Here is a 14,162-nt window from a genome sequence, read left to right on the forward strand (position 1 = left end):
GACGAGCCTCCCGGGGAAGCGGAACCCCCACGCCCGTGGGGGTCGTTCCCAGTCTATCCCCGAGCCCCGACGCGACGAAACACCAGGTCGTCGCCGGTGCCGTGCCCCGCTACCATCGCGCGCGATGGCAACCAAACGCGGCCGATCGGCCGGACGGCCCTTCACGATCGAGTTCCCCGAGCCGCTCGCGGCGGCCAAGGACGGCGACGCGTGGTGGCTCGAGGTCGGCGGTCGCGAGCTGCGTCTGTCGAACCTCGACAAGCTCTTCTGGCCGGACGAGGGCTACACGAAGGGCGACCTGCTCGCCTATTACCGCAACGTCGAGCCCCTGATCGTTCCGCACCTCGCCGGACGGCCCCTGACGATGAAGCGGATGCCCAACGGCATCGACGGTGACTTCTTCTACGAGAAATCGGCCCCGTCGCACACGCCGGAGTGGATCGAACGGTGCCCGGTCGAGAGCGAGGAGTCTCGCAAGGGCGTGATCGACTACCTGATGATCGCCGACGCGGCGGGACTGCTGTTCGTGACCAACCTCGGATGCATCGAGTTCCACCCGTTGCACTCGCACTGCGTCGACGTCGCACATCCCGACTACCTGTTCTTCGATCTCGACCCGTTCGAGCCCTATACCTTCGAGGACGTCCTCTCGGTCGCGCGCCACGTGAAGATCGTCCTCGATCAGCTCGGGATCGTGGGCTACCCGAAGACCTCCGGAGCGACGGGGGTGCAGATCTTCGTTCCGCTCGAGCCCGGCCGGTACACCTACGAACAAACGCGCGCGCTCGTCGGCGCCGCCGGACGCCTGATCGAGAAGGCAGATCCCCAGCACGTCACGATGGCGTGGAAGATCGAGAATCGCACCGGCAAGGTCTTCATCGACCACAACATGAACCGCTCGGGCGCCAATCTGTCCGCCGCCTACAGCCTGCGCCCCGAGCCTCGGGCGCCCGTGTCGACGCCGCTGACGTGGGACGAGGTCGAGGAGGGCGGGTTCGTTCCGCAGGACTTCCGGATCGACAACGTGTGGGAGCGGTTCACCCGCGTCGGGGATCTGTTCGAGGGCGTACGGACCTCGCCGCAGGTGATCGACGGCGCGTTCGAGGCACTCGGCGTCCCGCTCGATCCGGACGCGGATCCGGGAGCGCAACCCTCCGGACGCACCGGCTCATCGGTCGGAGGTCGCACGAGCGAGGAGGTGATCGCGGCCTCGAAGGATCCGAAGCTCGCGGAGTACCTGCGCAAGCGCGACTTCGATGCAACGCCCGAGCCCGCTCCGGGCGAGGCGACCGGCGAGGGGAACTCGTTCGTGATCCACAAGCATCGCGCGACACGGCTGCACTACGACGTCCGGCTGGAGCGCGACGGCGCGCTCCCCTCGTGGGCGGTTCCCCGAGGCCTCCCGATCGCGAGGGGCGACAAGCGGCTGGCGGTGCGCACCGAGGACCATCCCCTGGAGTACGGCTCGTTCGAGGGAACGATCCCGGAGGGTCACTACGGCGCCGGCGAGGTCCGCATCTTCGACGCCGGCTGGTACGAAACGATCGAGTGGGACGACAAGAAGGTGAGCTTCCGCCTGCACGGTCGCCGGTACCCCGGTCTGGAGTTCCACTTCGTGAAGACCCGCACCGACTGGCTCGCCCTGCTCGCGAGCGCCCAGGACGCTCCGCCGATCGCGTCACCCTCGGGGGGCATGCAGCCGATGCTCGCCGAGGGCGGGTGGCAGGCCTTCGACGACACCGCCTGGCGCTTCGAGCCGAAGTTCGACGGGATCCGCGCGCTCGCACGGATGGAGACCGGCGAGACCGCCCTGGTCACCCGCACCGGACGGACCGTCACCGAGCAGTATCCCGAGCTGCACATGATCCACGAGATGGTGAACCAGGTGAACGCGGTGCTCGACGGGGAGATCGTCGCGTTCGACGACGCCGGGAGGAACTCCTTCGAGGCGCTCCAGCAGCGGATGAACCTGCGGAACGAACGCGAGATAAAGCGGATGACGACGAAGATCCCGGTGGCGTATGCCGTGTTCGACCTGCTGTGGCTCGACGGTTACGACACGACCGAGCTCGCGCTCGAGCAGCGGCGCGAGCTGCTCGAGACGATCGTCGAGCAGGACGAGCGGATCCAGCTCGTTCCCTATGTCGAGGGCGACGGCAACGCGTTCACGACGACCGCCGAGGCGCAGGGCCTCGAGGGTGTGATCGCGAAGCGTCTCGGCTCTCGCTACCGTGCCGGCCGGCGCAGTCCCGACTGGCGCAAGATCAAGCTGCGCAACAGCCAGGACTGCGTGATCCTTGGCTGGACCCCCGGGCAGGGAGGGCGCACGGGCTCTTTCGGAGCATTGCTCGTCGGTGCCTTCGTCGACGGCGACCTGCGATGGGTGGGTCAGGTGGGCAGCGGCTTCACCGAACGGACCCTGGAGCTGTTGCTCGAGGAGCTGCGTCCCCTCGAACGCGCGACCGCCCCGATCGACGATGCGGAACTCAGCGCCGTGAAGGGCGCGACCTTCGTCGAGCCCGAACTCGTGTGCGAGGTGGAGTACCTGGAGATGACGGCCGGGGGCAAGAAGATGCGCGCTCCCAGCTTCAAGGGCATGCGCCCGGACGTGCGTCCCGAGGACTGTGTGCTGGAATCCGCTTTGAGCCGCTGACGACGGGGGTCAGAACGGTTCGAAGCCGGCCTTGACGAGGAGCGCGCGCACGTCGCGTTCCTCCATCCCGCGATCGAGCAGCTCGAGGTAGAGGCGGATCGCCGCGAGCTGGGCTCCGCACCGCGGGCAATACCGGAAATGTTCCTGGAACGGGGTCTCGCACCACGGGCAGCGCGTGATCTCGACGAGCTCCTTGACCTCGAGACCGCTGTCGGCGAGGGCGTCAATGTACCCCTTGCCGTAGTCCCACTGGATGTACTCCTCTTCGCGGACCTCGAACGCGGGCTCGTGCATACGGGGCTCGCCGAACTCGAGCATGTGGCGCAGGTTGTCCGAGAGCAGGTCCCACTCGTAGTAGTGGTTCGATCCGCAGTCGGGGCAGGCGATCACGACGCCCTTGACGCCCTGCGGCGCGAAGTTGTCCCACATCCCCTGCAGGTCGCCCAGATCGGCCTCGATGTCGGCGCGTTCCTGGGGATCGAGCTGCTGCGACTCCTCGTTCTCCATCTGCATCCCCTCGGATGAGGTGCTGCCGGGGCAGTCGCCCCCGGGCGCGGCACCTCTCGACCCTACTCCGGTTCGATCGCCTCCGGCTCGTCGTCGGTGAAACGGAACGCCTTGAAGGCCTCCGCGTAGGCGAACCCCCCCGCTTCGGCTCCCGTCACCTGCCCACGCTCGCGCACCCAGGGCTCGGCCTCGCCTCCGTCCTCGGACGCGTGCTGCGCCAGGGCCGCGATCTTCGTGTCGATCGTGTCCGTGATGTCCACATAGGTATCGGGCTCGCTCGTGGACAACCAAAGGTTCGCGATCTCGAAGGGCTCGAGCCCCTCGTCTAGCAGCTCGGGGAACTGGGCGCGTGTGGGCGCGTCGGGCATCACCGCACACAGGGCGAGCGTGCCCGCGACCTTGTGGTCCCAGTGATTGATGTAGCCGTTGCCGAACCACAATCGCTGGGGGTCGGGCGCGAGGATCACCTCGGGGCGCACCGTGCGAACCACACGGGTCACGTCGCGACGCAACTCGAAGGTGACGTCGATCATCCCGTCGGTGTAGCCGAGGAAATGCACCTTCTCGATCCCGAGCACATCGGCCGCGGCCTGCTGCTCGCGCATGCGCACGGGGGCGACCTGCTCGCGGGTCACGCCGGGCTCGTTGGACCCGGCGGAGCCATCGGTGATGCAGCAGTAATGAACCTCGGTGCCCTCGCGGACCCACTTCGCGGTGGTTCCGCCGGCCATGAACTCGGCGTCGTCGGGGTGGGCGAAGATCACGAGCGCGCTGGAGAACGCCATGGCGAACACTGTACGAGACGTCGGCGACATCCTGGACCACACTTGTCGCATGGACCGATCCCCCGATCCGCCGGTCGATCCGGGTGCAGACCCCAGCTCCGCGTCGGCACGTCGTGGCCTGCCCCGAGACGAACGGCCCGCGACGGCGATCGCGCTCGTCGTCGCCGCCGGGGGGATGTGGGGGTTCCTCGGCTACACGGTGCTGTGGGAGGGGCAGCCCTTCGCGGTGACCCGCGTCTTCGTGAGCAGCGTCCTGGGTGTGGTCCTGCTGCTGCCCGTCCGGATCGTGATCTGGGGGATCCGCGCGGCAGAGGAACTCGCGGGCAGAACCTTCGATCTGTCGAGCAACAACCTCTGGATCGCGTTCGTCGCGAGCGCACTCGGTGCCGCGATCGCTCTCGCCGCCTTCCTCGGCGGCAGGTGGGTGATCGGACGGCTCGTCCGTGCGCGTGCGCGCAGCGGTGGCCCCGTCTGATCGCCGATCATCGTGCGCGAGGTCAACGGGGGACCGGCACGACCCACCGGGAACCGCGGGGGCGGAGCGTGACGACGGCCTGCAACCGAAGAGGATCAGCCGACACCGGGCGCAAGCGCCATCGGCGCCCGATCGTCGCGAGCGCGAGCACGAGCTCGGCGTTCGCGAGCGGCGCTCCGATGCACGCTCGGGGACCGGCTCCGAACGGCAGGTAGGCGCCGCGCTCGGACGGCCGGTGGGCCCCGCGTTCGCGCACACCCCAACGCTCGGGAAGGAACGACGAGGCGTCGTTCCACCAGCGCGGGTCGCGATGCAGCAGCCACGGCGAAACGACGATCGTCGTCCCCTCGGGAACGGGGGTCCCCGCGAGCACCGATCGCTCGCGGCACCGTCGCGCGATCGCCCACGACGGGGGAAACAGACGCAGCGTCTCGTGCACGATCGCACCGGTGAACGGCAACTCCTCGAGGTCGGTGGGCGCGGGGTCCCGACCGGCGAGCACGTCGTCGAGCTCGGCGTGGAGCGCCGCTTCGGCCGGCGGCGAGGCGGCGATCGCCTCCCACGCGAACGCCAGTGCCGCCGCGGTTGTCTCGTGTCCGGCGACGAGCAGGGTCATGAGCTCGTCGCGGACCTGACGTGGGTCGCCGGCGGAACGCAGCGACCCGGCGAGCGAGGTGTCGTCCCTCCCCTCGGCGACGATCAGGGCCAGCTCGCGATCGAGGTCGTCTCGCGCACGTTCCACGCCTCGAACACCGGGCGTCCGCACACGCTCGAGGAGGCGGCCGCCCGGAAGGCGGAGCCGGCGCATGCCGTCCACCATGGTCCCGATCGCGTCCGCGACGGCCGCCGCTCGCCCGGCGTCAACGCCGGCACCGAAGAGCGCCCGGACCACGATCTCCAGAGCGAGGAACCGCATCTGCGCAACGAGGTCGATCGGCCGGCCCGGGATCCATCGATCGGCACGCCGGGCGGCGAGGTCTGCGGCGTGGATCGCGTACCCGGCGACCGCCTCGCGCGAGAACGCGGGCTGGAGCAACCGCCGCTGCCGTCGATGGACCGGATCCTCGGAGGTCAACAGACCGTCCCCGAGCACACGGCGCAGCACGTCGGCGGTCGGACCCTTCCGCATCCGCTTCGCGTTCGTGACGAGCACCTCCCACGCACCTTCGGGATGGTTCACCAGCACGGCGTCGACTCCCACGGCCCGGAGCCCGACGACATCGCCGAGGCGGGCGGCCCGCTCGAGCAGACCGAGCGGATCGGTGGCGAGCGCCAGCGAGGTCGCCGCACCGAACAGCGGAGCGGGTGGCCGATCGATCCCCGGCGGAGCGGTTCGCATGGTCCAAGGGTGCCCCACCGCTGCGCGGACGGGAAGGGATGCGGCCGGGGCTCGAATCCGCTCTCGACCCGTGGCGCATTCCCTCCGTGTCCGATCGAGCGTTCTCGTACGCTGTTTCCCCCGTGGACAGCGACACGCCCCCCCTCGATCCAACCTCCTCCCACGAGGGGACGAGCGCGGGGTCCGACCGGCCGGACGGCGGGGGGGGCGGGCCGGGCAGAACCGCTCGCGAGCGTGCGGCCAGAGGCTTCCGGCGTGCGGGCGCGGCCGCCGATCCCCGTACCTGGAACCGGACCCACGTCGCGATCGTCCTGGTTCCGCTGCTCGTGCTCGTGACGGGATTCCTCGTCGTCGACTCCCTCGTCTACGGCGGGCGGGTCTCCGGCGGGGTCGAGGTCGGAGGGATCGATATCGGCGGGCTCAGCCCCGAGGCCGCGACGAAGGCGCTCCGTGAACGTGCCCAGACCCTCGCCTCCGAACCGATCCGGTTCCGGCACGAGGGAGAGATCTTCGCGACCACCCCGGCCGAGCTCGGCTGGACTCCCGACGTGCCGGCGACCCGGCAGCGCGCGATGGAGGTGGGGCAAGAGGGGTTGCCGTGGACACGGGTCTGGGACCGGATCCGCGGCCTGTTCGGCTCCGTGGGGATCCCATGGCTCGGCGGGTTCGACGAAGGCGACGTCGCGGAAGTGACGATCGGCTGGGAGGAGCGGCTCGGCGCCGCTCCCCGAGAGGGCCTCGTTCGCGTGGTGGACGACGAGGTGCTCGCGCGCGATCCCGCGCCCGGGCTCGGCGTCGACCCGGCAGCTCTCGCCGAGCAGGCGACCGACGTCGTCAACGGGGACGCCGGTCCGACCGATCCCGTGCTCCCGGCGCATCGCCGCGATCCGTTCACCACTGCCGAGGACGTCGCGGCGGCGGTCCGCACGACCGAGGAGGTCATCTCGGCGCCGATCACCGCGGACTTCAAGGGCACCGAGATCACGCTGCAGCCCGAAGAGCTCGGTCCTCTGGTCCGCACCAGCATCGACCCCGCGGCCAAGCGCCCTCTCGTCCTCGGCTTCGCGCCGACGCGCGTCGGCGACCTGCTCGAGCCCAATCGCCGGCGGATCGAGATCCCCGCGCGCGACGCGGAGTTCATGGCGGGCAAAAGGGTGCGTATCCGGGACTCGCGTTCCGGCCGCACGATCGATCCCGCCCTCGCGGCCACCCGGCTGCTGCGCATCGCGACGAGCCCGTCCCGTCAGGGCCGGGTCGGCCTCGTTCCACTGGAGCCGGGGTTCTCGACCGAGGACGCCGAGGCACTCGGGATCCGGGAGCGTCTCGCGACGTTCACCACCTACTACCCGGCCGGCGAGTCACGGGTGATCAACATCCAGACCGCGGCCGCCGGCATCGACGGGACCGTGCTCGAGCCCGGAGAGCAGTTCTCGATGAACGGCGTCCTCGGCCAGCGCACCCTCGAGGGCGGCTACGTCGAAGCGCCCGCGATCGTCGACGGCAAGTTCAAGGAACAGATCGGCGGCGGCGTGTCACAGCTGGCGACGACCACGTTCAACGCGGCCTTCTTCTCCGGGCTCCCGTTCCAGGAGTATCAGGCGCACAGCTTCTACTTCGACCGCTACCCCCTCGGGCGGGAGGCCACGGTGTCATGGACGGCGCCCGATCTGAAGTTCACCAACGACACGAAGGATGCCGCCTTGATCCTCGCGAGCGCGGGATCGACCTCCGTGACAGTCTCGATCTACGGCACGAACCCGGGACGTGAGGTCGAGGCGACCGACCCCGAGCTCGTGAGCGAGACGAAGGCCGGCTTCACGGTGCTCGTCGAGCGCGTGATCTCCGACCGCAAAGGCGACGTGATCGATCGCGACACGTTCCGCACCTACTACAAGAATCAGTAGCCGTCGCCGGACTACGACTCGTAGATCGCCCAGAACTTGCGCACGGGGCGGAGGCTCTTCCAGTGGCCACGACTGCCCTTGGGGGTGATCACAACGTCGCGCGGCCCGGCCAGCAGCGTCCGGCCCTCGACCGTGGTGATCTCGATCTCCCCCTCCAGGATGACGGCGGCCTCGTCGAAGGGCCGCTCGAAGTCGCGGTCCTGCTGGTCGCGTTCCCACAACCCGCAGCTGAACGGCCCGCGCTCGAACGCGACGACCTCGCGACCGGCCTCGTAACCGTCGTCGGGCGGGATCGACGCCTCCTGCCAGCGCAGCCCTTCCTTCGGGTGGATCGTGGTGACGCGCGCGCCAGGCGAGGCCTCGCCCTGGAACACCGACCAGAACTTGAAGACGGGAGAGTGCGCATCCCAGATCGCGTCCGCGCCGTTCGGCGCGCTGAGGATGTCGCCGGCACCGAGGTGGACGGTGTCGTCGCCCTGGTGGATGTCGACCTCACCCTCGAGGATCTGCATGATCTCGTCGAACGGCGGCGCGAGGCGCCCACGCTCGGGGACGCGGCGCCAGAAGCCGCAGCTCATGTTCCCGTCGGCCGAACGGAACAGGACCGTCTCTTCGCCCGGCGGGTTCGTGTCCTCCGGCGGCGGAGGCAGCTGTTGCCAGTCGAACGCATCCGGCGCGTAGCGAACCACTTCGATGTCGACGGTCTGCTGACTCATCCGGCACTCCCCTCTCTCACGGCGCTCCTCGGGGCCGGGCGGACCCGGGTCGCCCAGCCTACCCCCGGTCGCCGCGAGGCGCGCGGGCGAGTTCCCCGAGCAGGATCGCTCCCCCGGCCAGCGCGAGGATCGAGGAGGCGAACACGAGCCAGGTTCCGGGTCCGAAGGACACATCCCCGAGGTCGCTGGCCGCGAGGGCGACCCCGTCGCGCAGGATCAGTACCCCCCGCCAGGCGACCGTGATCGAGAGCACGATCGCGAGGACCGCCGACAGGCGTCGCCGGATGCAGCCGAGCACCAGGAGAGCCGCCGCCTGGGACAACACGAGTACTTGCACCGACGTGGACGCATCGATCCCCCGCACGTCGATGTCCGCCCCCGGCACCCGGACCCAGGTCATCGTCATCCCGGCGGCGAGCACGACGCCGGCCGTGGCGATCAACACCGGACCGCGGATCGGTCCACGTTCCCGGTACGGCCGACCTTCGTAGGGATCGGAGCGGGTTCCCCGACTCACGAGCGTCGTTGTGCGAGCTCGCGCTCGATCTCGGCGATCTGCGCTCGGACCTGGTCCGGAGAGGGACCGCCGGGGGTCGTTCGTGCACGCACCGATCGGTCGGGGTCCAGCATCGCGGCGCCTTCGGGAACGCCGAACGCCTTCCATCCCTCGACGGAGAGGTCGCGCAGCGTCCGTCCCTCCTCGGCGAGCCGGCGCAGCAGCTCCCCGGTCCGACGGTGGGCCTCCCGGAACGCGACCCCGCCGGCGACGAGCGCCTCAGCGAGGTCGGTCGCGTACAGTCCGGCGGGCTCGCAGGCCGCGCGCATCGTCTCGGGGTGGAAGCGCACCGACCCGATCGCGCCGACGAGAGCCGGGAGCGACAGCTCGAGGGTGTCCGCGGCGTCGAACGCGGGTTCCTTGTCCTCCTGGAGATCGCGGTGGTAGCCGAGCGGCAGACCCTGGAGGAGAGCGGCGAGCGCGGTGAAGTCCCCGGCGATCCGGGCCGCCTTGCCGCGGACGAGCTCGGCCGTATCGGGGTTCCGTTTCTGGGGCATCATGCTCGACCCCGTCGAGTACGCCTCGTCGAGCTCGGCCCAGGCCAGGCTCTCGTCGGTCCAGCGGGCCAGGTCCGCCGCGATGCGGGACAGGTGCATGCCACAGATCGCCGCCGACGCGAGGAACTCCATCACGAAGTCGCGATCGCTCACCGCGTCGAGAGAGTTCCCGAACGCGCGCGCGAGCCCAAGCCGTTCCGCGGTCGCCGCCGGATCCAGCCCGAGGGTCGAGGTCGCGAGGGCTCCGGCGCCGAGAGGCGAGACGGCAGTACGACGCGCCCAGCCGTCGAACCGATCCAGGTCGCGGAGCAACGCCCACGCGTGCGCGAGCAGATGGTGGCCGAGCGTGACCGGCTGTGCCAGCCGCGCATGCGTGGTTCCGGGAACGACCGTCTCGGTGTGCTCCCGCGCCCGGTCGAGAAGGACGCGGATCAACATCGTCGTGAGGCCGCCGATGCGGTTCCGCGCGGCGAGCAGCCACAGACGCAGGTCGGTTACGACGAGGTCGTTGCGCGAGCGCCCGGCGTGCAGACGCGCGCCGAGGTCCCCCAGCCGATCGGTCACCCCGCGCTCCACGACCGAATGCACGTCCTCGTCCGCGGGCTCGGGCGTCAACGACCCGTCCGCGATCGCGGCGCCGACCTCGCGGAGCGCGTGTTCGAGGCGCGTCGCGTCGTCGGCCGTCAACAGACCGGCGGCCTCGAGGGCCCGGACGTGGGCGACGGAGGCCTCGACGTCCTGCGGTGCGAGCCGAACGTCGTAGCCGATGCTCACCCCGAGCGCATGCGCCTCGGGCGCCGGTGGCGTGGCGAACCGGCCGGACCACAGCGCGGCTCCGCGGGCGGGGTCCGCGCGATCGACCGGCGGATCCGGGTGCGTCCCGGCCGTCGACGGTGTCTCGCCCATGACGGGCGAGCCTAGTCGAGCCCCTGGCGGGCCGACCAGGTCTTCGTCGACAGACCCCACAGGCGCACGAAGCCCTCGGCGTGCGCGTGGTCGAACTGGTCCTCGGGTCCGTAGGTCGCCAGCTCCATGTCGTACAGCGCGTGGGGCGAACGCCGCCCGACCACGACGCACGAGCCGGCCGTGAACCGCAACCGGATCTCGCCACCGACGTGACGCTGGGTCTGCTCGACGAACGCATCGATGCTCCGGCGCAGCGGCGAGAACCACAGGCCGTCGTAGACCAGATCCGCCCAGCGCTGCTCGAGCAGCGGTTTGAAGTGGCCGACCTCGCGCTCGAGCGTCAGGTCCTCCAGGGCCTGGTGCGCGAGGATCAGCGCGAGCGCGCCGGGCACCTCGTACAGCTCGCGGCTCTTGATGCCCACGCGCCGGTTCTCGATCATGTCGACGCGGCCGAAGCCGTACCGCCCGCCGACCGCGTCGGTCCGGCGGATCACCTCGGCGAGGGAGGCCTCCTCCCCGTCGTAGGACATCGGGAGGCCGCGCTCGAACCCGACCACGATCTCGGTCGGCTCGGTGGGCCTGGATCCGGGTGCGGCGGTGCGCGCGAAGACGTCCTCGGGCGGCGCGACCCAAGGATCCTCGAGCGGACCGCACTCGGCGGTGCGGCCCCACAGGTTCTCGTCGATCGAATAGGCCGTGGCGACCTTCGAGATCGGGATCCCCATCTCCTCCGCGTACGCGATCGCCTTCTCGCGGGGGATCACCGACTCGCGGATCGGTGCGACGACCTGCAGGTCCGGCGCGAGCACCCCGAAGGCCGTCTCGAACCGAACCTGGTCGTTTCCCTTCCCGGTGCACCCGTGCGCCACGGCGTCGGCTCCGACGTCTCTCGCGACCTTCACGACCTCCTCGGCGATCAACGGCCGTGCGAGACCGGAGACCATCGGGTACTTCTGCTCGTAGAGCCCGTTCGCCGCGATCGCGGGCGCCAGGTAGTCGTCAGCGAACCGGTCGACGGCACGGACGACGCGAACCTGCGCGGCCCCGGCCCTCTCGCCGCGCTCCACGATCCGGTCGAAGTCCTCCTGCTGGCCGATGTCGATCGCGACCGGGAAGATCTCCGCTCCCTGATCCTGCATCCACTTGATCGCGATCGAGGTGTCCAATCCGCCGCTGTAGGCGAGCACTACGCGCTTCATCGGTGTCATGCCTCCATGATCTGGGTCAGCGCCCGTTCGAGGTCCCGGGCCTTCACACCCTCGCGGGCGACGAGCAGGATCGTGTTGTCGCCGGCGACGGTGCCGGCCACATCGGCGAGCCCGACGCGATCCAACCCTTCGGCGAGGGCGTTGGCCGCGCCGGGCGGGGTTCGGATCACGAGCAGGTTGTCGGCCGGCGTGAACGACAGGGCGAACTCGTCAAGCAGGTGCCGCAGCAACCGGATCGGCCCCGGCGCATCGCTCTCGCCCGGCACCACGTACCGCACCCCGTCGGAATCGTGGACACGAGCGAGCCCCAGCTCCTCGATGTCTCGGGAGATCGTCGACTGCGTCGCCTCCAGTCCGAGGGAACGCAGGCGCGCGCGGATCTCCTCTTGGCTCGAGAGGCGCTCACGGCCGACGAGGGACAGGATCGCGTGCTGACGCTTCGTCTTCAGTGCGGCGCTCGACCGACCGCGCCCGTTCGCCTTCGCGTCGGTCCGGCGTCCATCGGCGGCGCGAGGGCGCGCGCTCATGCCGGGCTCCCGACCACGGCGGCACCGACCTCCTCGAGCGCCCCCTCGAACGCCGTGACCGCTCGCTCCAGGTGCTCGCCCTGCACGATCAGGGGCGGCGACATCCGAACGACATCGGGACCGGCCTCGGTCACGAGCACGCCCCTGGCGAGCATCGCGAGCGCGACGTCGTGGGCTACGGGCCGGTGCAGGACCAGACCCACGAGCAACCCGCGTCCGCGCACCTGCGCGAGCAACGATCCACCGACCGACGCCTCGAGCCGAGCGCGCAGATCGGTTCCCTGCGAGCGCGCGTTCTCCAGCAGGCCGTCGTCGCGGATCGTCTCGATCACCGCGACCCCTGCGGCACAGGGAACCGGTCCGGCCCCGAAGGTCGAGGCGTGGTCTCCGGGAGCGAACGCGATGTCGGCGCGCGCGACGCAGGCGCCGATCGGGAGCCCGCCTCCGAGCCCCTTCGCGAGCGAGACGACATCGGGCACGACCCCGGACCGCGATGCGGCCAGCCAGTCGCCACAGCGCCCGATGCCCGACTGCACCTCATCGGCCACGAGGAGCGCGCCGCGCTCCGAGCACAGGTCGCGCACCACGCGGAGGTAGTCGTCGTCGAGCGGGATCACGCCGCCCTCGCCCATGACCGGTTCGAGCAGGACGGCCGCGACGTCGCCGCCCAGCGCCCCATCGAGGGCTGCGAGATCGTTCGGTGGTACGTGCACGAACCAATCGACCAATGGCTCGAACGCGGCGCGCTTCGCGGGCTGGCCGGTCGCCGCGAGCGTCGCGACGGATCGGCCGTGGAACGCGCCCTCGAGGGCCACGATCTTCGCACGACCCCGCGCGAGGCCGTGCTTGCGCACGAGCTTCAGGGACGCCTCGTTCGCCTCCGCACCGGAGTTGCAGAAGAACACCTGCGCGTCGGGGATCGGCAGGACGCCCGAGAGGAGGTCCGCCAGCTCCGCCTGCGGCTCGGTCGCGTACAGGTTGCTCACCATCGTCAACCGGTCGATCTGATCGTGCACCGCGCGGCGCCAGCGCGGATGCCCGTGTCCGAGCGAAACTGCGCCGAGCGCGCCGGCGAAGTCGACGTAGGCCCGGCCGTGGTCGTCCCATACCTGCATTCCCTCGCCCCGCGTGAGCGTGAGCGGGTACCGGGCGTAGGTCGGCATCACGGAGGCCTCGCCGAGCAGCGTCATCCCGATCCCTCCCGGGTCCCTGCGTCGGGGGTGATCATCGTGCCGACCCCCTCGGGCGTGAACAGTTCGAGCACGAGCGAATGCTCGACGCGGCCGTCGACCAGATGCACGCGGCGGACACCGGCCTTCACGGTGCGCACCGCACTCTCGAGCTTGGGGATCATCCCGCCGGCGATCACCCCGTCGGCCGCGAGCAGGTCGAGGCACTCCTGCGAACCGAGCTCGGAGAGCAGGTCGCCCTTCGGACCGATGATCCCCGGCACGTCGACCACGAACACGAGCTTCTCCGCGCCCAGCGCGACCGCGAGCTCGGCGGCGGCGACGTCCGCGTTGACGTTGAAGACCTGTCCGGCCTCGTCAGAGGCGATCGATGCGATCACCGGCACGAACTCGGCATCCAGGAGCGTGCCGGCGACCCGGCCGTGCACCTGCACGATCTCGCCCACGAACCCGAGATCGGGCGCCGTCTGCCGCCGCGCCTGCAACAGGCCTCCGTCCACGCCCGACAGTCCGACGGCGGGAACGCCGCCCGATCGCAACCCGGAAACCACGTCGGTGTTGAGCTTGCCGGCCAGCACCATCGTCGCGACGTCGAGCGTCGCCGCGTCGGTCACGCGTAGTCCGTCGACGAAGGTCGTCTCGATCCCGAGCTGCGAGGACACCTCGGTCACCTGCGGACCGCCTCCGTGCACGATCACGGGACGGATCCCCGAGTGCAGCAACAGCGCCACATCCTCCGCGAAGGGACGCACGAGCGGGGACCGGTCCATCGCGGCCCCGCCGTACTTGATCACGACCACCTTGCCTCGGTGATCCTGCATGAAGGGGAGCGCTTCGATCAGCGTTCGCGCCTTGGAGATCGTCCGCTCGCGGATCTGGGGTGGAAGGTCCTTCACCGG

General features: G+C 70.3%; 13 protein-coding genes. 3 read left to right on the forward strand and 10 right to left on the reverse strand.

What is annotated here, in order from left to right:
* The first annotated feature begins 124 nt into the window (after positions 1-124).
* Positions 125-2,653, forward strand: coding sequence for a non-homologous end-joining DNA ligase (gene ligD, locus WEF05_08455; protein MEX1101912.1), 2,529 nt, complete (start codon positions 125-127; stop codon positions 2,651-2,653).
* A gap of 9 nt (positions 2,654-2,662) precedes the next feature.
* On the opposite strand, the gene WEF05_08460 is transcribed toward ligD, so the two are convergent.
* Together WEF05_08460 and WEF05_08465 are read right to left on the reverse strand one after the other, a co-directional pair.
* Positions 2,663-3,160, reverse strand: a complete 498-nt coding sequence (locus WEF05_08460) for a DUF5319 family protein (GenBank protein MEX1101913.1) — start codon at positions 3,158-3,160, stop codon at positions 2,663-2,665.
* Between the two features lie 62 nt (positions 3,161-3,222).
* A complete protein-coding gene (locus tag WEF05_08465; GenBank protein MEX1101914.1) occupies positions 3,223-3,945 on the reverse strand; it encodes a PIG-L deacetylase family protein in 723 nt (240 codons plus the stop codon).
* A 49-nt stretch (positions 3,946-3,994) separates the two neighbouring features.
* Between WEF05_08465 and WEF05_08470 the strand changes: the two genes are divergently transcribed.
* Complete coding sequence (locus WEF05_08470; GenBank protein MEX1101915.1) at positions 3,995-4,420, forward strand: hypothetical protein; 426 nt, start codon at positions 3,995-3,997, stop codon at positions 4,418-4,420.
* A gap of 22 nt (positions 4,421-4,442) precedes the next feature.
* On the opposite strand, the gene WEF05_08475 is transcribed toward WEF05_08470, so the two are convergent.
* The gene (locus WEF05_08475; GenBank protein ID MEX1101916.1) at positions 4,443-5,759 is read right to left on the reverse strand and encodes a cytochrome P450; all 1,317 of its coding nucleotides are present in this window, start codon (positions 5,757-5,759) and stop codon (positions 4,443-4,445) included.
* A 122-nt stretch (positions 5,760-5,881) separates the two neighbouring features.
* On the opposite strand from WEF05_08475, the gene WEF05_08480 reads away from it, so the two are divergent.
* The gene (locus tag WEF05_08480) at positions 5,882-7,663 is read left to right on the forward strand and encodes a VanW family protein (protein ID MEX1101917.1); all 1,782 of its coding nucleotides are present in this window, start codon (positions 5,882-5,884) and stop codon (positions 7,661-7,663) included.
* A gap of 11 nt (positions 7,664-7,674) precedes the next feature.
* Here the strand turns inward: WEF05_08480 and WEF05_08485 are convergent, their stop codons facing one another.
* From WEF05_08485 to argB, 7 genes are all read right to left on the reverse strand, one after another.
* A complete protein-coding gene (locus WEF05_08485) occupies positions 7,675-8,379 on the reverse strand; it encodes a cupin domain-containing protein (protein MEX1101918.1) in 705 nt (234 codons plus the stop codon).
* 58 nt (positions 8,380-8,437) lie between these two features.
* The gene (locus WEF05_08490; protein ID MEX1101919.1) at positions 8,438-8,824 is read right to left on the reverse strand and encodes a hypothetical protein; all 387 of its coding nucleotides are present in this window, start codon (positions 8,822-8,824) and stop codon (positions 8,438-8,440) included.
* Between the two features lie 68 nt (positions 8,825-8,892).
* Positions 8,893-10,338 (reverse strand): argininosuccinate lyase, encoded by a 1,446-nt coding sequence (gene argH, locus WEF05_08495; protein MEX1101920.1) that lies wholly within the window; start codon positions 10,336-10,338, stop codon positions 8,893-8,895.
* 11 nt (positions 10,339-10,349) lie between these two features.
* Positions 10,350-11,546 (reverse strand): argininosuccinate synthase, encoded by a 1,197-nt coding sequence (locus WEF05_08500; GenBank protein ID MEX1101921.1) that lies wholly within the window; start codon positions 11,544-11,546, stop codon positions 10,350-10,352.
* Entirely contained in the window at positions 11,543-12,073 is a 531-nt protein-coding gene (locus WEF05_08505; GenBank protein ID MEX1101922.1) for an arginine repressor, read from the reverse strand. The genes WEF05_08500 and WEF05_08505 overlap by 4 nt, the downstream gene beginning before the upstream one ends.
* Complete coding sequence (locus WEF05_08510) at positions 12,070-13,263, reverse strand: acetylornithine/succinylornithine family transaminase (protein ID MEX1101923.1); 1,194 nt, start codon at positions 13,261-13,263, stop codon at positions 12,070-12,072. The genes WEF05_08505 and WEF05_08510 overlap by 4 nt, the downstream gene beginning before the upstream one ends.
* Positions 13,260-14,159, reverse strand: a complete 900-nt coding sequence (gene argB, locus WEF05_08515; GenBank protein MEX1101924.1) for an acetylglutamate kinase — start codon at positions 14,157-14,159, stop codon at positions 13,260-13,262. Before argB ends, WEF05_08510 begins: the two co-directional genes overlap by 4 nt.
* Positions 14,160-14,162 lie beyond the last annotated feature (3 nt).

The organism is Actinomycetota bacterium, assembly GCA_040881665.1.
Classification (GTDB): domain Bacteria; phylum Actinomycetota; class UBA4738; order UBA4738; family HRBIN12; genus JBBDWR01.

Coding starts and splice junctions, on each gene's coding strand:
- WEF05_08510 (MEX1101923.1), bottom strand. CDS start 13,263: ATGACGCTGCTCGGCGAGGCCTCCGTGATGCCGACCTACGCCCGGTAC.
- WEF05_08500 (MEX1101921.1), bottom strand. CDS start 11,546: ATGACACCGATGAAGCGCGTAGTGCTCGCCTACAGCGGCGGATTGGAC.
- WEF05_08485 (MEX1101918.1), bottom strand. CDS start 8,379: ATGAGTCAGCAGACCGTCGACATCGAAGTGGTTCGCTACGCGCCGGAT.
- argH (MEX1101920.1), bottom strand. CDS start 10,338: ATGGGCGAGACACCGTCGACGGCCGGGACGCACCCGGATCCGCCGGTC.
- WEF05_08475 (MEX1101916.1), bottom strand. CDS start 5,759: ATGCGAACCGCTCCGCCGGGGATCGATCGGCCACCCGCTCCGCTGTTC.
- WEF05_08465 (MEX1101914.1), bottom strand. CDS start 3,945: ATGGCGTTCTCCAGCGCGCTCGTGATCTTCGCCCACCCCGACGACGCC.
- WEF05_08460 (MEX1101913.1), bottom strand. CDS start 3,160: ATGGAGAACGAGGAGTCGCAGCAGCTCGATCCCCAGGAACGCGCCGAC.
- ligD (MEX1101912.1), top strand. CDS start 125: ATGGCAACCAAACGCGGCCGATCGGCCGGACGGCCCTTCACGATCGAG.
- WEF05_08505 (MEX1101922.1), bottom strand. CDS start 12,073: ATGAGCGCGCGCCCTCGCGCCGCCGATGGACGCCGGACCGACGCGAAG.
- WEF05_08470 (MEX1101915.1), top strand. CDS start 3,995: ATGGACCGATCCCCCGATCCGCCGGTCGATCCGGGTGCAGACCCCAGC.